8 protein-coding genes are annotated in these 17,515 nt (G+C 63.2%); all 8 read right to left on the reverse strand.

From position 1 onward, the window contains the following. Positions 1 to 9: 9 nt before the first annotated feature. The 8 genes from JJ896_02320 to JJ896_02355 all read right to left on the reverse strand — a co-directional run bounded on the left by JJ896_02320 (position 10) and on the right by JJ896_02355 (position 17,500). A complete protein-coding gene (locus JJ896_02320; GenBank protein ID MBO6778465.1) occupies positions 10 to 1,890 on the reverse strand; it encodes a glycoside hydrolase family 13 protein in 1,881 nt (626 codons plus the stop codon). Next, positions 1,887 to 4,898 carry a T9SS type A sorting domain-containing protein gene (locus JJ896_02325; GenBank protein MBO6778466.1) on the reverse strand — a complete coding sequence of 1,004 codons (3,012 nt, stop codon included), beginning with the start codon at positions 4,896 to 4,898 and terminating at the stop codon, positions 1,887 to 1,889. The genes JJ896_02320 and JJ896_02325 overlap by 4 nt, the downstream gene beginning before the upstream one ends. A gap of 121 nt (positions 4,899 to 5,019) precedes the next feature. After that, positions 5,020 to 6,993, reverse strand: coding sequence for a T9SS type A sorting domain-containing protein (locus tag JJ896_02330; protein ID MBO6778467.1), 1,974 nt, complete (start codon positions 6,991 to 6,993; stop codon positions 5,020 to 5,022). A 110-nt stretch (positions 6,994 to 7,103) separates the two neighbouring features. Then, entirely contained in the window at positions 7,104 to 8,153 is a 1,050-nt protein-coding gene (locus JJ896_02335; protein ID MBO6778468.1) for a PorV/PorQ family protein, read from the reverse strand. An 8-nt stretch (positions 8,154 to 8,161) separates the two neighbouring features. Next, entirely contained in the window at positions 8,162 to 11,992 is a 3,831-nt protein-coding gene (locus JJ896_02340) for a hypothetical protein (protein ID MBO6778469.1), read from the reverse strand. Between the two features lie 24 nt (positions 11,993 to 12,016). Then, positions 12,017 to 14,863: a TonB-dependent receptor gene (locus tag JJ896_02345; GenBank protein MBO6778470.1), complete on the reverse strand. Its 2,847-nt coding sequence runs from the start codon at positions 14,861 to 14,863 to the stop codon at positions 12,017 to 12,019. Next, complete coding sequence (locus JJ896_02350) at positions 14,856 to 16,496, reverse strand: peptidyl-prolyl cis-trans isomerase (GenBank protein ID MBO6778471.1); 1,641 nt, start codon at positions 16,494 to 16,496, stop codon at positions 14,856 to 14,858. Before JJ896_02350 ends, JJ896_02345 begins: the two co-directional genes overlap by 8 nt. After that, positions 16,493 to 17,500, reverse strand: coding sequence for a LacI family DNA-binding transcriptional regulator (locus tag JJ896_02355; protein MBO6778472.1), 1,008 nt, complete (start codon positions 17,498 to 17,500; stop codon positions 16,493 to 16,495). Before JJ896_02355 ends, JJ896_02350 begins: the two co-directional genes overlap by 4 nt. Positions 17,501 to 17,515 lie beyond the last annotated feature (15 nt).

A 17,515-nucleotide genomic window follows, 5' to 3' on the forward strand; every position in this document is an offset into this window, starting at 1 on the left:
GGAGGGGGGTTATTCGGTTCCGGTGACCAGGAAGGCCGCTCCGGTGAGCGGCTCCAGGGTCACACCGACTTCGGTCACGGTGGGCGCAGTACCAGTGGTGTGCACGACATACAGGCCCTCATTCGGGGCCAGGGTGGCAGCCAGGGCCTCCAGGCCGATGGTCTGCGGGGAGTCCGAACGGTTCAACAACACAATGACACGCTCATCGTCCAGTGCGCGCTCAAAGCCTGCCGTGCCGGACGCATCGTCCGCGTGCACGATCTCGAAGGACCCGCGGCGGAGCGACGGATGCGAGCGCCGAAGCGCGATCGCTCGCTGGTAGTGCTCAAACACGTCCCCATCGAACCCCACCGGAATCGGATCGATCGGTCCCCGCCGGGGATGGAACGAAACCGGATCAAACTCCATCTCCGGCCACCACATGGGCTGTCTGTCGTCGGGATCGTCCGCACCCCACATGCCCGCCTCCGTGCCGTAGTAGACCATGGGCGACCCGGGAAAGGTCATCTGGAAGAGGGCCACCATGCGCTGGATCGCCCGATCCTCGGCGGACGGCGCCTCCACCGGATACGCCTCGTCGGACGCCGAATTCCGCGCACCCCAGTCGTAGTCGAACCACACATCCCAGTCCTCCCGCGCGTACGGCAGGTCCCGCCGGGCATTGACAATCATGGAGGCCACCCTGTCGGTGTCATGCGAATCGATGAGATTCTGCACGGCATGGGCCACTTCCGGGCGATGGGCTCCCAGGCGCTCCGTCAGCGCCGCGACAAAATCACTTGGCGCCATGCGCCCGTCTATGAGGTACCCCTTGGTCGGGAACGCGAAGCCGTAGTAGTTCATGCTGGCCGAGAAGCCGCCTGCCTCAATGGTCTCGCTCGCATCCTCCCAGAGCTCCGCTACGGTGTACGCGTCGGGCCTCAGCGTGCGCAGAAAAGCGTTCCATTCGGCCCAGAAGCCTACCGGCACGTCTGCGACAACGTCCAGGCGCCAGCCGTCCACCCCATCGCTCGTATCCCCGTCTCCGTTGGGGTCCATCCACCGCCGGGTGGCATCAAAGACGTATTCCTTGGGGCCGGGATGCAGGTTGGTACCCGCCTCGTTGTCGGCAAACTCCGGAAGGGACTTGGCGCCCCACCATCCTTCCCAGTCGAATTCTTCTTCCTCGGAAGCCGGGTCGTCCCACGCCAGGATCTTGTACCAATCCACGTACGCCGACTCCTGCTGCTTCTCCCGGAGATCCGTGAAGGCAAAGAAGTCGCGGCCGGTGTGGTTGAATACCCCGTCGATGATGACGCGCATGCCGCGCTGGTGGGCGGCATCCACCATGGCGAAGAACAACGAGTCCGCGGCCGTCATGTGCCAGGTGGCCGGGTCCGAGGTCTCGGTGGCCATCAGGGCAAAGTCGCCCTCAGGGTCAGGACCGAAGTACGGGTCGATGTGGTGGTAGGTATTGCCGTCGTACTTGTGCTCGGAGCGAGCCTGAAACAGGGGATTGAAGTAGATGCCGGTGACACCGAGATCCCGCAGATAATCCAGGCCGTCGATCACGCCCTGCAGGTCCCCTCCGTAGCGACGGTCCCGCACGGTGCGAAAATGGTCGGGGTGCCGTTCCTCCTCCCAGGGCATGCGCTCATACCAGTCGGAGGTCCAGCGACTCAGCTCCCAGGATTCCGGGATGCGCTCGGGAGACGGCAGGGACGTGCGCGGCGGATCGTTCGTGGGATCACCGTTGCGGAAACGCTCCGGGAAGATCTGATACCAGATCACGTCGGCCGCCCATGCGGGCACCGTGTTGGAGGAGCCGGCCGGCCCCAGAGCCTGGTCGCCCGGCTGGGCGGCCCCGGCACAACCGATGGCAAACAGAGCAGCAAGGGCGATGCGTTTCATCGGACTACGATCAGGGTTCCGGTTTTCTGGCCGCGCGGTGCTTCCAGTCGGTACAGGTACATGCCGGCCGGCAGGGCCGAGGTGTCGATCTGGAGGTGATGACTGCCGGCCTGCAGGGTGCGGGCGGGCACCTGGCCGACCTGGCGCCCCAGCACGTCGAACAGGCTCACGCGAACCTCACCGGCCTCAGGCAACTGAATGCCCAGCGTGGCCTGGCGTGTGGCAGGGTTGGGCCAGGGTGGGGAGACCTCCAGCCTGCTCGGCACCTCAGCGGCCTCGGCGCTCGTGTAGATGGCACCGAACGGCAGGTCCGGCGGCCGGGCCGAGATCTGAAAACCCGGATTGTCCTGTGTGATGTAAACCACCGTTTCATACGGCGGAATAGTCACCGTGAACTCGCCCAGGTAGGATGCCGACGTGTCCGCGAAGATGTCGTAGTAGGGCCACGGGCCGTCGGTGGACATTTCTACGGCAGCGGACGGATCCAGAGTGACCGTTGACGGGGTGTCCTCGAAGTTGATCGCCACAACCGCGTTGGCGTCCTGCAGCGGGCGCACGTAGCTGTAGACGATGGGCTCGCCAGCAAGGCGTCGGCCGGAGAAAATCACATCGTAACGCTGCGACCAGAACGCCTCGAACTGGGAGCGCGCCTGGGCCAGCTCCTGGTAGTGGCGCGCGAGGTCTCCGTTGTCCGTGGTATTCCAGTTGACCACCGTGCGGCGGGTGTCCCCGCTTCCACCTCCGTAGCCGACCTCTTCGCCTGCGTATACCATCGGAATACCGGTCGTGGTCAGCAACATGCCCGCCAGCGCCTTCTGCTGGCCCGTGGTCACGCGCTTGGCCACACGTTCCTCATCATGGTTCTCCAGGAAGCGGAAGTACCGGGCGTTCGGTCCTGGCCAGAAACCGCCGTTGCGGATGGCCGAGTCGTAGACCGAGATATTGCCGAAGGTGGCCCCTCGGATGGCGTTGTGGTAGAAATTCCAGTCGTACGCGGCGTCAAGTCCACCGACCAGGGCCGTGCCGCGATCATCATCCGCATAGTAGACCTCCGTGCCTCCGCCGGTCCCGGCTATCTCGCCCAGGATCCAGGCGTCCGGCCGCTGGCGCCTGATCACGTCGCGGGTCGGCCGGGCAAACCGCTCGGCACCGTAGCGGCGAACCGGGCCCCACCAGACGTCCATGCGGAAGCCGTCTATGTTGTACTCGTCGAGCCAGTACGCGAAGACGTCCAGCATCTCTGCCTGCAGATCGTCGTCGTCCCAGTTCAGGTTCGCCAGATCGCCGAAGCCATCATACTTGCGATACAGGTTCTCGCCGTTCTCGACCTGCCAGATCTCCGCCAGATTGGCGCCACGTCCGTCCTGGCCACTGTTGTGGGAGTTGGGGGTGGTCTGGATGTAGCTGGAGTAAGGCCCGTCATTGCGCAGGCTATTCACCCACGGATGGTCGGGAGACACGTGGCTCTGGGTGATGTCCAGCACCACCCGAATGCCCAATTCGTGGGCCCGGTCCACCAGTGCACGCAGATCTTCATTGGTGCCAAGGCGCTCATCGACCGTATAGAAATCGATGATGTTGTAGCCGGCCCCGATGGGCGTCATGCCGTTGCGATTGCGCATGATGGGCATGAACCAGATGGTATTGAAGCCCATCTCGGCGATGTAGTCCAGCTCGGCGGTGATCTCGTTCAGCCGGTTGCCGGGGTTGGCCGTGCTGCCAGTGGCCGTCGGTCCGAATTGCAGCGGGAAGATTTCGTAGACAACCGCTCCGTCGATCCATGACGCGGTCTCGGCGTAGTCGAGCGCTCGCACGCCACCGTCCAGTTGGACCACGGCCGCAAGTCGCAGGCGGTCGATAACATCGCCATCGGCGACCACCTCGACGTTTGCGTACACCTCCCCGGGTCCTGTCGCCGTGCCGGTGGCAGAGAGTCCGGAGCCCGAAAACCCGGCGACGTCCGTGGTGCTCAAGGTCTCGTCCAGGCTCCAGTTGACGGTATAATCAGCGGGGAGCAGCGCCGTACCCTGCAGATCGAAGATGATGCCGAAGGCGCTTCCACGCACCGTGCCGGTCACTGCGTAGGCTTCCTGGGGGTGCAGTCGGCGGGTAATGGTGATGGGGTCGGATGTAAACGTCTGGCCGTCCACCTCGGCTTCGAGGCGGAACGTGTTCGCGCCCAACTCGAGGGTGGCCGTGACGTCCACATCGCCATTGGTGACCGGAGCAAATGCTTCTCCGCCTCCCTCCCGCAGAACAGTCGCTCCGGTGACTGCCGGGTCGATGGATCCGTCAAGGCGCGTGATTACGCCGGTAAGGCGCGCGGTCTCAGTGACCGTTCGGAAGGCCGGAACCGTCCATTCCACCGGCGGCTGAAGTTCACCAATCTCGGCCGAGAGCTGGCGTCCCTGCCCATCGGTGGCATCGATGCGAAACTGCGCCCCGCTGCGCACCTCGCGGTCCAGCTGGAACCGGAATACGCCGGCTGCGGCATCGAAGAAATCCAGACCGTCGGTGCGCGTCACGCCATTCACCACAAAGGAGATGTCCGTGATGGCGGCCGTCGACACCAGTGACGCGGAGAAATATTGCACCGTGCCGTCGGCCGACAGCTCCTCAGCCGTCTGGAAGACCATGGGGTCCGAGACCACCAGCACGGAATTGTTGTTGTCGCCGGTATTGACCTCCGGGTTCAGGGGGTCTGTCAGCCAGTCGCAACTGGTCCCGGCAATGTTGCGATGCACCTGAATCTTGTACTCATAACGCTCGCCGACATTGAGCGTCATGGTCTTGCGCCAGTAGTTCTGGAAGCGCACGAATTCCATGGCCGACTCGTGCGTGTCGCCAATGCAGTTGCCGCTGGCATACGGTTGCCCCCAGGAATTGAAGCTCCCCGGGACAAATGCCGCCTCCACGACGCCCGAAGGGACGTAGCGGAAGGTCACATTGGTTTGCTGGGCGGCCGCCGGTGCGGCCAACAGGGCGAGTGCGATCAGGAGTGCACGCATTCAGTCTGGAATTGCTGCCCGGAGCCGCCGGCCCGCGGGATTAAAATGGCCCCAGACACGGAGGGGCCGACTCACGACATGCGCGGGCCGGCCCCTCCGCTCTGGTCAGAGCCAGGTTCGCTTACTTGAGCAGCACCATGGTGCGGGTAAGCGTCTGCGTCGGTGTGGTCAGGCGGTAGATGTAGGTACCGCTTGCCAGGCTGGACGCGTCAAACGAGAGCCGGTAGGTAGCCGGCTGTTGGACACCGTCCACCAGCGTGGCCACTACACGACCAAGCACGTCGAACACCTGAACCTGCACGTCGGCCGTCTTCGTGAGGGAGTACTCGAACGAAGTGGTCGGGTTGAACGGGTTCGGGAAGTTTTGGCTCAGCTCGACCCGCTGCGGGAGCTCGTCACCGATGGTCTCGATGGACGTACCCACGGCAGGATTGGTCTCAAACGGAAGGGCGCCGTCGGGCTGGTAGGTCTCGACTTCCAGCTGCTGGGCGGCGGGCCAGGAACCGTCGGAGTTCGGCACGACGAAGCGCGAGCGACGACGACCAAGGCCGTCGAAACCACCACCTGCTTCCTCACCGGCGCGAGTGTCGCCGTCGACGCCGTAGGCGTAGGTGTACTGGATGGCCGAGTAGGTCGGGCCGTTGATGGTGATCGTCACGGAGTAGACGCCGTCTCCGTCCGGATCACTCATGAAGTGCTCGGTCGGCACGCCGGTCCAGCCCTGCGTGAAGCTGAAGATCGGGTCACCGAACAGCGGGAACGGCACGTGCGTGGCTGGATCGAAGGGATCTGCCGCGGAGGCCGCGCCGCTCATGTCCACGTTGAACGTGACGTCGATGCTGGTACCGGCCGGAATCACGTTGTCCTCAAGCACGTCGTTGAAGCGCACGTCGCCGAGGAACTGCTCGTTATTCGGGTCGCCCTCGAACGTCAGCACACGGTTGGCACCGGTCGTAGACAGGGGCTCCTCCCATCCACTCGGAGGGTCGGCGCCGAAGTCGGCTATGAAGTTCTCATTGTTGAAATCAATAAAGAACTTGTACGACTGCTCCGAGCCGGGAAGCGCCGTCAGCGGAATGGCCGCCTCGAAGATGTTCGTGCCCGGGAACGGCAGCAGCAGGCTGCGATCCGGGTTGTCGCCGCTCCAACCGTTGAAGCCACCACGAACCTGCAGGGTATCACCACGGGCCTTGTCGAACAGGCCGATGTCCTGCAGCGGCGTCAGGTCTACCGAGAAGATGACCGTTGAGGTCTCCGGCTGCGCCGAACAGGAAGTCGGATTGGAGTCGCCGTAGTACACCCACGCGAGCGTGGTGTCGCTGGACGGAATGGTGAAGGTCCGGTTGTTGGAGTCTTCCCAACCGGTCACGTCCGTTTCCACGACGAACTTGTACTCCTGGGCATTGCCCGCCTGAGCCTCATCGTAGAAGGCCGTACCGGACCAGATGTCCCATCCCGGAGAGCCGTCTACATCGCTCTCCTGCGAAAGCACCACATTGGTGGCACCCCAGTCCAGCACGCCTGGCTCCGGTGCACCACGCACACCGACGAACATGCTCGGGTTGCTGGGCACGTAGCCGTCATTGGAGCCGTCTTCCGTACAGGCGAAAACGCGGTAGTGTACCGCAACCTGGCCGGCGGGGGCCTCGAACGGACGCCAGTCATAGGCGGCGCCACTCCCTTTGCGGAAGTAGTGAAGCGGCATCACCACGTCACCGGTCCCGCCGGCAATCATGTGGTTGTCACCGTCTTCCCATCCACCGAGGCCATCGTCCTCGAGCAACTGGGAGTAGAATTTGAACTGGAGATCGTCGTTCTCCGGAATCTGGAAGTTGATCTCCCAGTAGTCGCCGCCCACGTTGGTCGGCTTCAGCGTAGTCGCGTCGTTCCAGTCGATGACGCCACCGCCGGGGAGGGCGGTACCGCTGCCGAGCTGGCCGCGAATCTGGATCTCGTCAAGCGCATTGAGGGTGTCCGCAGCGGTCGCCGTGTTCAGCGTCAGCGTCACATTGCGCTGCGCCAGGGCATCGCTTGTGAACGCCAGCATCAGGAACGCGGCAAACAGCCCTCGCGCCAGCTTTGTAGAGGTGTGCATGTGGTGCTCCTCAGGTGGTTGTGTGATTGGGAATATCGGGTCTGTTCGGGGGGAAAAGACCGTTTCTATGATCAGGTGTGATCGTCAGGGGAGTACGGTTTTGACGGGTGTCAAAATAGAATCGAGAGGGTAAGCCTGTTTACGTCCTGGAAGAATTCCTGCTGCTCCCAGGCATAGTCGAACGCGAAGTTCAGGGGGGCAAAGCGGTACCGCAGGCCGGCACCCAATGTGAGCGCGCGCACCGCATCGTCCAGCAGGAGCTCGGAGTAGCCACCCCGCAGCATGACCAGGTCATTCAGCAGGCCGAGTTCGGCCCCCAGGTTGACGTACTGCTCGCTGCTGTTGGGGTTGAGGGCCTCAACGGCCATGGTGAGTCGAGTGCTGCCCGCTTGATAGATTTCGCCCGCAAGCCCGATGCGCATGGTCAGCGGCAGGTCGTACGTGTCGGTGCGCAGGAAGGCGCGGTTGGACTCGTTGTTGCCGGCGTTGACGGGATCGATGTCCACGCGAACCAGCAGGTCGTCCCCGTCCAGCTGCAGCTTGGAGCCGAAGTTGGATATGGATGCCCCGAGGCGGATTCCGCGGAACGGCGTCACGAACTGGGTCCCGATGTCCACGGCTGTGCCGGAGGCCCCGGAATTCCAGATCCGCTCGTTGATGCGCTTGACCGTGCCACCGATCGAGAATCGATCCGTCAGCGCCCGCGCATAGGAGACCGCCACGGCATAGGAAGCGGCGTCGAACTTCTCGCCCGTCCCGTTGGGACTGGACACGGTGGTCACCTCCATCTCCGGCGTGCGCATGCTGGTGACGCCGAACGCCACCTTGCCGCCCGCCATGGGGAGAACCACCGAAACAAAGTTGAACTCGACGCCGGCCAGCCACTGGGCGTACTCGCCCACGAAGCCGCCGCCAGTGAGTCCTGTCAGACCGGCAGGGTTCCAATACACGGACGTCGCGTCGTCTATCGTCGCGGTCACCGCGTTGCCCATAGCCGTCGCCCGCGCGCCGACCGGGATGTTGAGGAAGTCGGCCGCGGTGGTTCCGCGCTTGGTTACCGATCTGGTAGTGGTTTCGAACTGTGCCTGGGCATCAACGGCCAGCAGCCCCATCATCAGCGTCAGCAGGCCCGCCCGTGCGATCGTGTGTGTCTTTGACATGGCTTCGCTTACTTGATGATGGCAAAGGTGCCGGTGCGTTCTCCAATTCCGGGCGCCTCCACGTGGTAGAGGTACACCCCATAGGCCACCGTCAGCCCATCGTCCGATTCCAGATCCCAATCCAGCGTGCCGTCCAGCAGGGCCGCAGCGGACATCGGGTCCGCCATCACGCCGTCATTGGTGCCTTCGTCCCTGCGCAGCGTAGTGATTTGCTTCCCGCTGAGGGTGAAGATGCGCACCGTGGCATCCGGGGGCAGATTGATGAACTTGATGACCCTCGGCCCACGTCCTGTGGCAAACGGGTTGAGGGGCTCGAACGAGTTGGTCACCACGTAGGGGTTGGGCACGACCCGGATCTGCTCCAGCAACGAGTCCGGATTCACCGCGTCGACGCCGGGTGCCTTCGTGGTGAATTCGAACGCATCACTCGCCAGGAACGGCTTGCGGGTGATGACCTCCATGACGTCTCCCTGCTGGGGATTGTCGTTGTCCTGGAAGACGAAGTTCATGCCGATGCGCCACGTGACGAGCTTGTCCGCATCCTCCTTGCCGACCTGCCGCTCGTACAGAATGATCAGATCGGATTCGCCGACCGAGGGATCGGTGGAGAACGTGGCGGGCGCTGTCGACGTGGAGGACACGAAGTCCGGACCCGTGAGATCCCAGAAGGCATAGTCCACCGGGGTCTCCGTTCCGTCCGGATTCACCCGCACCACCTCGACGTTGGTAGGCCGTGCCGGTAGGGTCAGGCGGCGAGCTACCTGTAGCTCGATGGACTGACCCTGCCCATCACCGATGATGCGCACCCGGTAGTCCGCGGGGTTGCGCAAGCCCTTCAGGAAGCCGGCAGACAGGTACGGCTCGAGGGTGGGAGGATAGATGCCCTCCCTGTTCCATCCCGAAGCAGACTTGTTGAGCACAATGAAGGGCTCCAGGAAGAAGTCCAGCTTGAAGCCAATCGGATCCCCCTCCTGGTCGAAGATCGGAAACTCCTTGCCGCCCAGGAACGAGTTGGAACGGTCGATGAGCACCTCGCCGCTCGTGACATTGGTCAGCGAATAGCTGCGCGTGGTCAGCGTATCCGGGAAGTTGCGGCCGCCAAGTCGCAGCGTGTCCTCGAAGGTCACTCGGTAGCGCGCGCCGTCGTCAATCACCGTCGGGTCAATGATGCTGTACCCGATGCGGCTGGAGGTGGCGCCTTCCACCCTCGCCAGATCCACGATGTCGGCTCCTACGAACCCGGAAACCGGGGCCGTTGGCGTGATCGCGACCACGTTGCGACCGGTGCGGATGGTACCGTCGGCCAGCCTCTGGATGCGGATCGGCGTTTCCGTCGGCGGGATGTTGTCGATGGTGGAGCCGAAGTCGTAGGCCGTCACGGCATAGAAATACTGAATGCCGTTGGTGACATCGGTATCCACATACGAGTGCGCCAGACCTGTCGCGTCTTCGCCTTCGTCCCGCCTGTTGGTGCCCAGGAAGAACTTGACGCCGTTGACATCCACCGGGTGGAAGTCAGCGAAGCCGTTGATCTTGTCGAACTGGGCAATCGGTTTGCGAAGCAGCGCGTTGCCGAAGCCGTCCGTAATGGTCAGGGCATCCAGGAAAGCCGGGTCGGTGGAGCGGTAGATGCGATAGCCCTCGAAGTCGTTCGGGTTGCGCCCGAGTCCAGCCAGGAAGTTGTCAAAGGAGTCTTCCGCGTCAGAATCCCAATAGAGCGTCACCCGGCCGTCTCCCGGAACCGCGCTCAGTTCCGGCGTGATCGGTGCCTGGGCAAACTGGTAGTCCTCCTGATAGGCCTGCAGCGCCTTGTCGCGGGAGCCCAGCACTTCGTCATCGGTGATTCCCAGGATGATGGCCAGGGAGATGCGCTCCGTCTGGCCGGCCTTCAGCGGGAAGAGCGAACTGGAGACCACGATGTCGTTCTCGCCCGGCTCCGGAATGTTCTCGTCGAACTCACCCGGAATCATGAACGAGTTGAACAGGAACCGGTCGGTCTGGGAGTTCAGATTCAGGAAGAAAGCCGGAATGATCTGAACGTTGGTAATACCGATCTGGTCGGACTCGGAGATGTCCGTGATGTCGATGTTCTTCTCGCCCGGGAAGCTGGTGCCGGCACCGGTGGTCGGCACGCCGTCGCCGTCACCAGGGTCTCCGGAGAAGCCGACACCGTCCAGGCCCACGTCGTCCTGAAGGAAATTCCAGTCGCCATCATTGTCGATGCCATCCGCGCGGGACTCATCGATCATCTCGTCGATGCCCTCGTCGATGCCTTCATCAACCGCGCCATCCTCATCGTTGTCCACGCCGTCGGCATAGGCCTTGCCGAGGTCCTCGGCGCCCACCTGGTACAGGATGATGTCCGTGCCGGGCACGCGATAGCGGCCATATGGATCGGACGCGGCCTGATTGACCATCTCCTGCGTCACAACGGGTGAACCAGGCTCGGAGAGCAGCGGGTAGTTGGCGGTGGGCGTCTCGTTGGAGCGATCGTTGTCGATGCCGTCGGCGAATGGGAGTCCGACATCCCCATCGTCCACGCCCAGCAGGCCAACCAGCGGACGTCCGTTGGAGTCGGTGGAGATCGCATCCATGCCGGGATTGGGCGGCCAGCGCAGGAACGCATTGGAGAGGGCTTGCGAGACCATTTCCTGGGTCACCACCGGACCGTCGCTTTCTCCATCGCTGTCATTGTCGATGCGGTCCGCGTATCCCACACCAACGTTGGAGGCCTGCTCACCGATGAACGGCGTGTGCGTGCGGTTCTCGTCGACCAGACCATTGCCGTTGTCGTCGATGCCGTTGATGGGATTCTCACCGGCCAGGAAGCTCTCCGGTACCACCGGGCTGTTGCACTCGCCGATAGCCGGATCACAGTCGTCTTCGGTGGAGCCGTCGGCATCATTGTCGATGCGGTCCGTGGCATTGCCCGGCGTCTCCAGAAAGGCGAATACGGCCTGCCCGACAGGATCCGAACCGAAGAACTCATCCCCGACCCCATCGGCGTCCGTCATGAAGGCGACGTCCTCGAGCAGGTCAAAAAACGGGATATCGTCCTGGCTGTCACCGCCGACCAGGTCTGCCAGCCACATCGAAAGGCCGACCTGCCCCAGGTCCTCGGTGCCGTCGTTCTTGATGCCGTGGATGTGGAAGACCACATCGTCGATCAGAATCTGGCTCCAGGCCATCGTGCGCACCTCCGCGACGATGCCCATGCCCTTCCGGGTCGGGTCGGAAGCGTCAGGGAAGTAGTTCGGGTACCGGTTGTACTGGTCGTCGCCGACCTTGTAGAAGAACTCCTGATCGGCGTTGAACACGTTCTTGCCGAAGAAGCCGTTCCAGGATCCGGACCAGCCGGGGTCGCCGGCATCGCCGAGCTTGTCGGGCCAGAAGGGAGGCCACGACTCGAACTCGTCAGACTGGGCGATGCCCAGCTCGGCGCCCGCCGGGTTAACGTATCCCTTGATGGGCTCGAACGTCCAGGAGATGTTCTCATCGACCGGGTTCGTGCGGAAGTTGGGCACGTCCACGATGAACAGGGAATCGCCCTGGGAGTCCTGGACGCGCGCGCCTACGAACAGCTGGGTCAGCGCGATGTAGCGGCGCCCCGTGTTCTTGGGCCACTCGTACCAGAAGTCGCCCGGGTCGCCGGTCTGCGCCGTCTGGGCATAGTTGGTGATCGACGCACGAATGTTGTTGCCGTCGATGTTGTCCCGACGGCGCTCGAACGGATCCACGCGCTCATCGGAAGGCACGTGATTCCGGTCAATGACCCCCTGAGCCAGCGCCAGGTCGGCGCTGAAGATCAGCAGCAGGGCGGCAGCCAGAAGTCCTCGCATGGTATGCATGGTTGTCATGTCCTGCTAGAAGCGAAAGTCGATGCCGAGCTGGATGCGGCGCGGCTCTCGGAAGTGTTCGGGTCGCACGAAATAGCCGGGGTCGACCTGGCCTGTGCGCAACTGATCGAGGGTGACGTCGGGCTCACCGGTGTCTGCAAACACGCCGTTGACATTGCGTGTGTCCAGCACGTTGAAGACGTCCAGGGTGACCCGGGGCTGGATGCGACCCAGGTCAAACTGCTTGTAGAGATTGATGTCTGCCTCGAAGGTCGGAGCGATCCTGCGGGAGTTGCGGGGGAACTCGGGCTGAACGTCATTTCCGACAAGCGCGGCCTGCGCGAACGAAGGCGTGTACGGGAAGCCGGACTCGGCGCGGAAGCGAATGGATCCGCCCCAGTCAGAGCCGCCGCCGTAGACCGCACCGGCGATCTTGTGTCGCTGGTCCCAATCGAGCGGCAGCAGGGCCAGAGTGGGCTGGTTGTTGCCCAGCAGACTGAAGAATTCGTCCGCCGGGTTCGAATTGGAGCCCTCGGCAACCTGGAAGGTGTAGTTGAGGTCGAAGCCGTACCCCCCACTGAAGTTCTTCTTGAGGCTTGCAGTGAGTCCGCGTGTGTTGGCGTAGTCGCGGTTGGTGAACACCACGTAGTTGATGCCCGGCAGCGCGGCCAGAATCGGGCGTGACGTCGATACCCAGCTGCGCACGTCGCGGTAATACCCGGTGATGTCGAGCACGAAGTCCCCAAAGCCCTGCTTGAAGCCGATCTCGTACATCGTGGTCTTCTGGGCATCCAGGTTCGGGTTGCCAAACGGACCGTAGCTGCCGGACGAGTTCGGAATCTTGAATCCGAAGTTGGCCGACATCTGGTCCACGGTCGGCACCTGGAAGAAGATGCCATAGGAGAAGTGGATGACGCCCTGCTCGGTGATCGGATAGGCAACGCCGAGGCGTGGCGACAGCTGCCAGTTGCTCTTCGAGGGCTCCCACCAGTAGGATTCCCTGTCTGCGACGGTGAGGCGGTTGTCCAGGCGCTCCTCATCTACGGTGATCACGCCGTCCCCGTTGGTGTCCCGGAACCGGTTGATCTTTTTCAGCGGGCTGTAAATGTTCGGATCGGTGGGGTCGACCGGTACCTCGGCTCTGGCGTCGAAGTAGTCGAATCGAAGGCCCGCGTTCACGATGAAGTTCTCAAACTCGATCTTGTCCTGGGCATAGGCGCTGATCGAGATCGGGCTGAAATCCTCAAACCAGGTATAGCGAGAGGAAGCCGAGTCCGGAATGGCCGGCGCGAACGGTTCGACGAACCCTCCGCTCTGGTCCACGGCAGGCTGCAGCCCGAACCCGCCCAGGTTCATCCTGTCTACCTTGACCTGGAAGCCGGCTTTGGTCAGGTGCACACGACCCAGCTGGCTGGAGATATCGCCCTTGAGCAGGATGGTGTCCGTGGAACGCTCGAAGCGACCCAGGTCCGTTCCGCCGCGACCATATCGCCCGAATCCAGTGACGACCGGGACGAAGACGCCCGGGGAATACTCAACCGAATCCGGCGGCGTGATGTTGAACCCGTTGTAGCGCTCGTCAAACGGGTCTTCGTACAGGTAGGACTCGTTGTCGGCGCGGAAGGTGGAGACGTTGAGCGTGTAGAACGTGGTGGCGCTGACCAGATGGGTCATCTTCAGCATCACGTTGTACCCGTTGTTGAACCCGAACGAGCGTCCCTCCGGTGACCAGCGACGGAACAGGTTGTAGCCGCGGCTCTCCGAATTCTGTCCCTGACCGATGAGGTTGAAGATGATCTTGCCGGACGCCCGGTAGCGCAGGTTGCCCTGCCAGGAGAGGCGTGAGAAGTTGTTCATCGGGACCAGCGACGAATCACCGGCCTGCCCATTTCGGTCGTAGATATTGGCGCCGTACAACCAGCCGTCGTTGTTGAAGTAGCGCCCCAGTGCGAAGAAGGTCAGCTTGTCGCCAAGCACCGGGCCCTCGACCGCCAGCTGGGCGTTGTAGAACTGCCCCGGGCTGAACGGCAGGTAGGAGTAGGGGTCCACGTCGCGATACTCGATGCCGGCGCGCCTGAACTCTTCCACGTTGGTGCCGCGCAGGAAGTCTTCGCCGCCGTCGCCGCCGACCGCATAGCTGCCCACGTAACTGGAGAAGCTGCCGCGGTATTCGCTGCCCCCTTCCTTGGTCACCACGTTGATGACGCCGGACATGGCATTGCCGTACTCCGCGTTGAAGGTACCGGAGATGACCTGAAGCTCCTCGATCCCGTCGTTCTCCAGCTGCACGGAGCTCGATCCGTCATAGGAATCGGTCACGGGCACGCCGTCCACCATGAAGACCACCTCACTGGAACGGCCACCACGAATGTGCAGCCCGTTCCGGTTGGTGATACCGGCCTGTACCTCAAGCACCTGGCCCAGTTCTGTGACCGGCAGGCGGTCGAGGGTCTCGGAGGTCACCCGCGCCTCGGAGCTGGTCACGTCCTTGCGCACCGCGTCCTGGGTGGCGGTCACCACGATTTCCTCGCCCTGGAAGACCTCCTCGGCCATCGTGAAGTCGATCGTGGTGGTCAGATCAACGTTCACCCGCACGCCCTCTCGCACCTGTGTGGAGAAGCCGATGAACGAGGCCTGGATTGAGTATGTCCCGGGACGCACCCCGATGATCACATACTCACCGTCCAGATCGGTCACCGTGCCCTGCTGGGTCCCGGCGATCAGCACGTTCACACCGGGCAAGGGCAGGCCGGTGTCGTCCACAACCGTTCCGGCAATCTTGCCCGTCTGGGCCGAAGCCGGTGCAGCAAGGAACAGAACCAACAGGATCCCCAGGGGGATCGCGAATGTGGATCTCGTAACGATCTCAGGCATGGGCGCTTCCAGTTAGCGGGAGGCTGTCCAGTGATTCGATGACAATGCGGACCGGGTACCGGGCGCGCAGCTCCTGTACATGGCTCCGGAGGAAGTCCTGCTGGCGCTCGCGGCGCAGCATGGCTTCCACCTGGTCCCGAGCCTCTTCAAAGGTGGCCGGCCGAGGGGCTTCGAAGCCCTCGACCTGAAGCGTGATGTACTTGCCGGCCGCGGGAAGTGGGCCGAGGATTGCTCCAGGCCGGGCAGCAAACACATCGTCCGCCCAAGGACCGAGTTCGTCGGCGCTGAAGAGTCCAAGTCTGCCACCGTCGGCGGCGGACTCGGGGCGAAGTGAATGCGCGCGGGCCAGCTCAGCGAAGTTGGACCCGTTGAGTCTGGCGCGGAGCGCATCGCCCTCCTCCCTGGAGGCCGTTACGATTTCGCTGACTCGGGCTCGGCGGGGCTGCTGGAATTCATCCTGGTAGGTCTCGAAGTAGGTGCGCAGGTCCGCTTCGGAGAGTTCCATGCCCTTGACCAGATCGTCGAACGCGTGCTCGTAGATCCATTCGGACATGGCTGCGTCCAGACCCTGCCGGACCCGGTCGTCGCGGCCGAGTCCTGCGTCTACAGCGCGCTCGAGGATGATGCTCCGGGTCACCAGCCCTTCCACAAAGGCCTGCAGGTCAAGCAGGTTGTCCACGGATCGGCGCTGGCGCTCTGATGTGAACCGCGCCGCTTCCCGCAGCTGATCCGGGGTCCACTCAACCGTGGAATCTCCGTTTCGGAACGTGACCAGCGTACGGCCTTCACCGTCACCGGTCTGTTCCAGGCTCGCGCCGAGGATGCCCGCGGCGACCTCTTCATTCAGCTCCACATCGGCATCAGAAACGACGGCGTCGAGATATGCGCGGCGGGCAAGATTCTGCTTGCGCTCGAGCACATAGCCCTCGAGTTGCGGCCGCTTCTCGGCGAACTCGGTCTCCGTCATGATGGGCTTGGTGAACCGGTCCTCCACCTTGATGACAGACCAGCCCTGGGACGTGCGCACGGGATCGCCCACCTCCCCCACACGCTGTTCGAAGGCGGCGTTTTCAAAGTCCGGGTCCATCTCGTCAAACCCGAAGGTGCCGAGCAATCCTCCGTTCTCGGCCAGCACCGGGTCCGCGAAGGTTTCCCGGGCGATGGACTCGAAGGACTCTCCGCCGTCCAGCCGGGCCTTGAGGGCCTGTGCTGCCTGCTGCGTCGGAGCAAACAGGTGTCGCGCGGTGGTCTGCGTATTGACACGCACGAACTGATCCACCAGATCGGCTTCCGTGGCTTCAATGTCAGCGTAGACCACATCGGCCAGCCAGGCCTCGATCAGCAGCTTCTGCCGGGCGCGCTCGCGAGCCTCACCGAACGCTTCGGTCTCTTCGATTCCGTTGTCGCGGGCCTCGGCCGAAATCAGTTCGACCGCGATCATGCGATTGAGGAATGCCGAACGGCGCGTCGGCTCGTCCTCCAGGCCGCCTGAGAACAGATAGTCGCGGTAGCTCCGCTGGTACTGATCGACGCTGATGGTGCGCCCGTTCACCACTGCGACAGGCTCCGGGCGGTCCGTAGCGGGCGTGCAGCCGACAAGCACGCAGAGCAAGAGGACGAGCAGCGATCTCATGCCGGCACCTCCGTGGTCTGTCGCACAACCAGGCGCGGAGACAGCACCGTCTGCGCCTGAACCTGGTCCGGGTTCTCGATTCTCGCAATCAGACGCTCCGCTGCAATCACACCCATCTCATACATCGGTTGCCGCACGGTGGTCAGCCCCACGTGGCGTGAGATCAGGATGTCGTCAAATCCAACCAGCCGCGTGTCGCTTGGCACGGACCGGCCGGCCTCCCGCAATGCACGGAGAGCGCCGATCGCCTGAATGTCGGACGTGGCGAATACCCCGTCGGGCGGCTGCGGGCGATTCAGCAGTGAGCGCATGGCCTGATAGCCAGACTGCTCCGAGTAGCCGTGGAGTACCGGTTCGTTGCTGGTTTCGATCAGCGAAGGATCCACATCGATGCCTGCCTCGGCCAGTGCGTGCAGGTATCCCGTGTGCCGGTCCCTGGCCGGCTCGGACTCGGGATTGGCCATGATCAGGCCCACGCGCTTGCAGCCGCAGGTAATCAGGTGTTCCGTGGCCAGTCGTCCTCCATGCTCGTTGTTGATACTGACCGCATCCATGTCTGCGTGGAAGCAGTCGACAAGCACGATACTTCGTCCGCTTCGCTGCAGCCGCTTGACGCGCGCCTCAGGCATCGGGCTCGAGAACACCAGGATGCCGGCGGATTGGCCGCGCTGCAGGGCCCGGTCCATCTGCATGTCCACCTCGTCGAGGGTGCGAGCCGCGAACACCAGAAGATCGTATTCGCTCTGGGCCATGCGATCCTGCAGGCCGCGCAGGATCTCGACAAAGAAGTAGTTGGTCAGCATCGGGATCACCGCTGCCACCACGCTGGATCGGCGCCTGGCGAGCGACCGGGCCGTGGCGTGCGGCGAGTACCCAAGGTCCTCAGCCACCGCAAGCACATTGCGCTTGGTGCGGTCCGATACCCGCGGCGACCCGTTGAATACACGAGACACCGTGGCTATGGACACGCCCGCTCGGCTAGCGATGTCGTAGATGGTGGGCACGGACAGGAAACCGCC

The organism is Rhodothermales bacterium (assembly GCA_017643395.1).
Classification (GTDB): domain Bacteria; phylum Bacteroidota; class Rhodothermia; order Rhodothermales; family UBA10348; genus JABDJZ01.

What these genes read in the sequence shown, in the direction of transcription:
- JJ896_02320 (MBO6778465.1), bottom strand. Translation starts at nt 1,890, where the DNA reads ATGAAACGCATCGCCCTTGCTGCTCTGTTTGCCATCGGTTGTGCCGGG.
- JJ896_02325 (MBO6778466.1), bottom strand. Translation starts at nt 4,898, where the DNA reads ATGCGTGCACTCCTGATCGCACTCGCCCTGTTGGCCGCACCGGCGGCC.
- JJ896_02330 (MBO6778467.1), bottom strand. Translation starts at nt 6,993, where the DNA reads ATGCACACCTCTACAAAGCTGGCGCGAGGGCTGTTTGCCGCGTTCCTG.
- JJ896_02335 (MBO6778468.1), bottom strand. Translation starts at nt 8,153, where the DNA reads ATGTCAAAGACACACACGATCGCACGGGCGGGCCTGCTGACGCTGATG.
- JJ896_02340 (MBO6778469.1), bottom strand. Translation starts at nt 11,992, where the DNA reads ATGCGAGGACTTCTGGCTGCCGCCCTGCTGCTGATCTTCAGCGCCGAC.
- JJ896_02345 (MBO6778470.1), bottom strand. Translation starts at nt 14,863, where the DNA reads ATGCCTGAGATCGTTACGAGATCCACATTCGCGATCCCCCTGGGGATC.
- JJ896_02350 (MBO6778471.1), bottom strand. Translation starts at nt 16,496, where the DNA reads ATGAGATCGCTGCTCGTCCTCTTGCTCTGCGTGCTTGTCGGCTGCACG.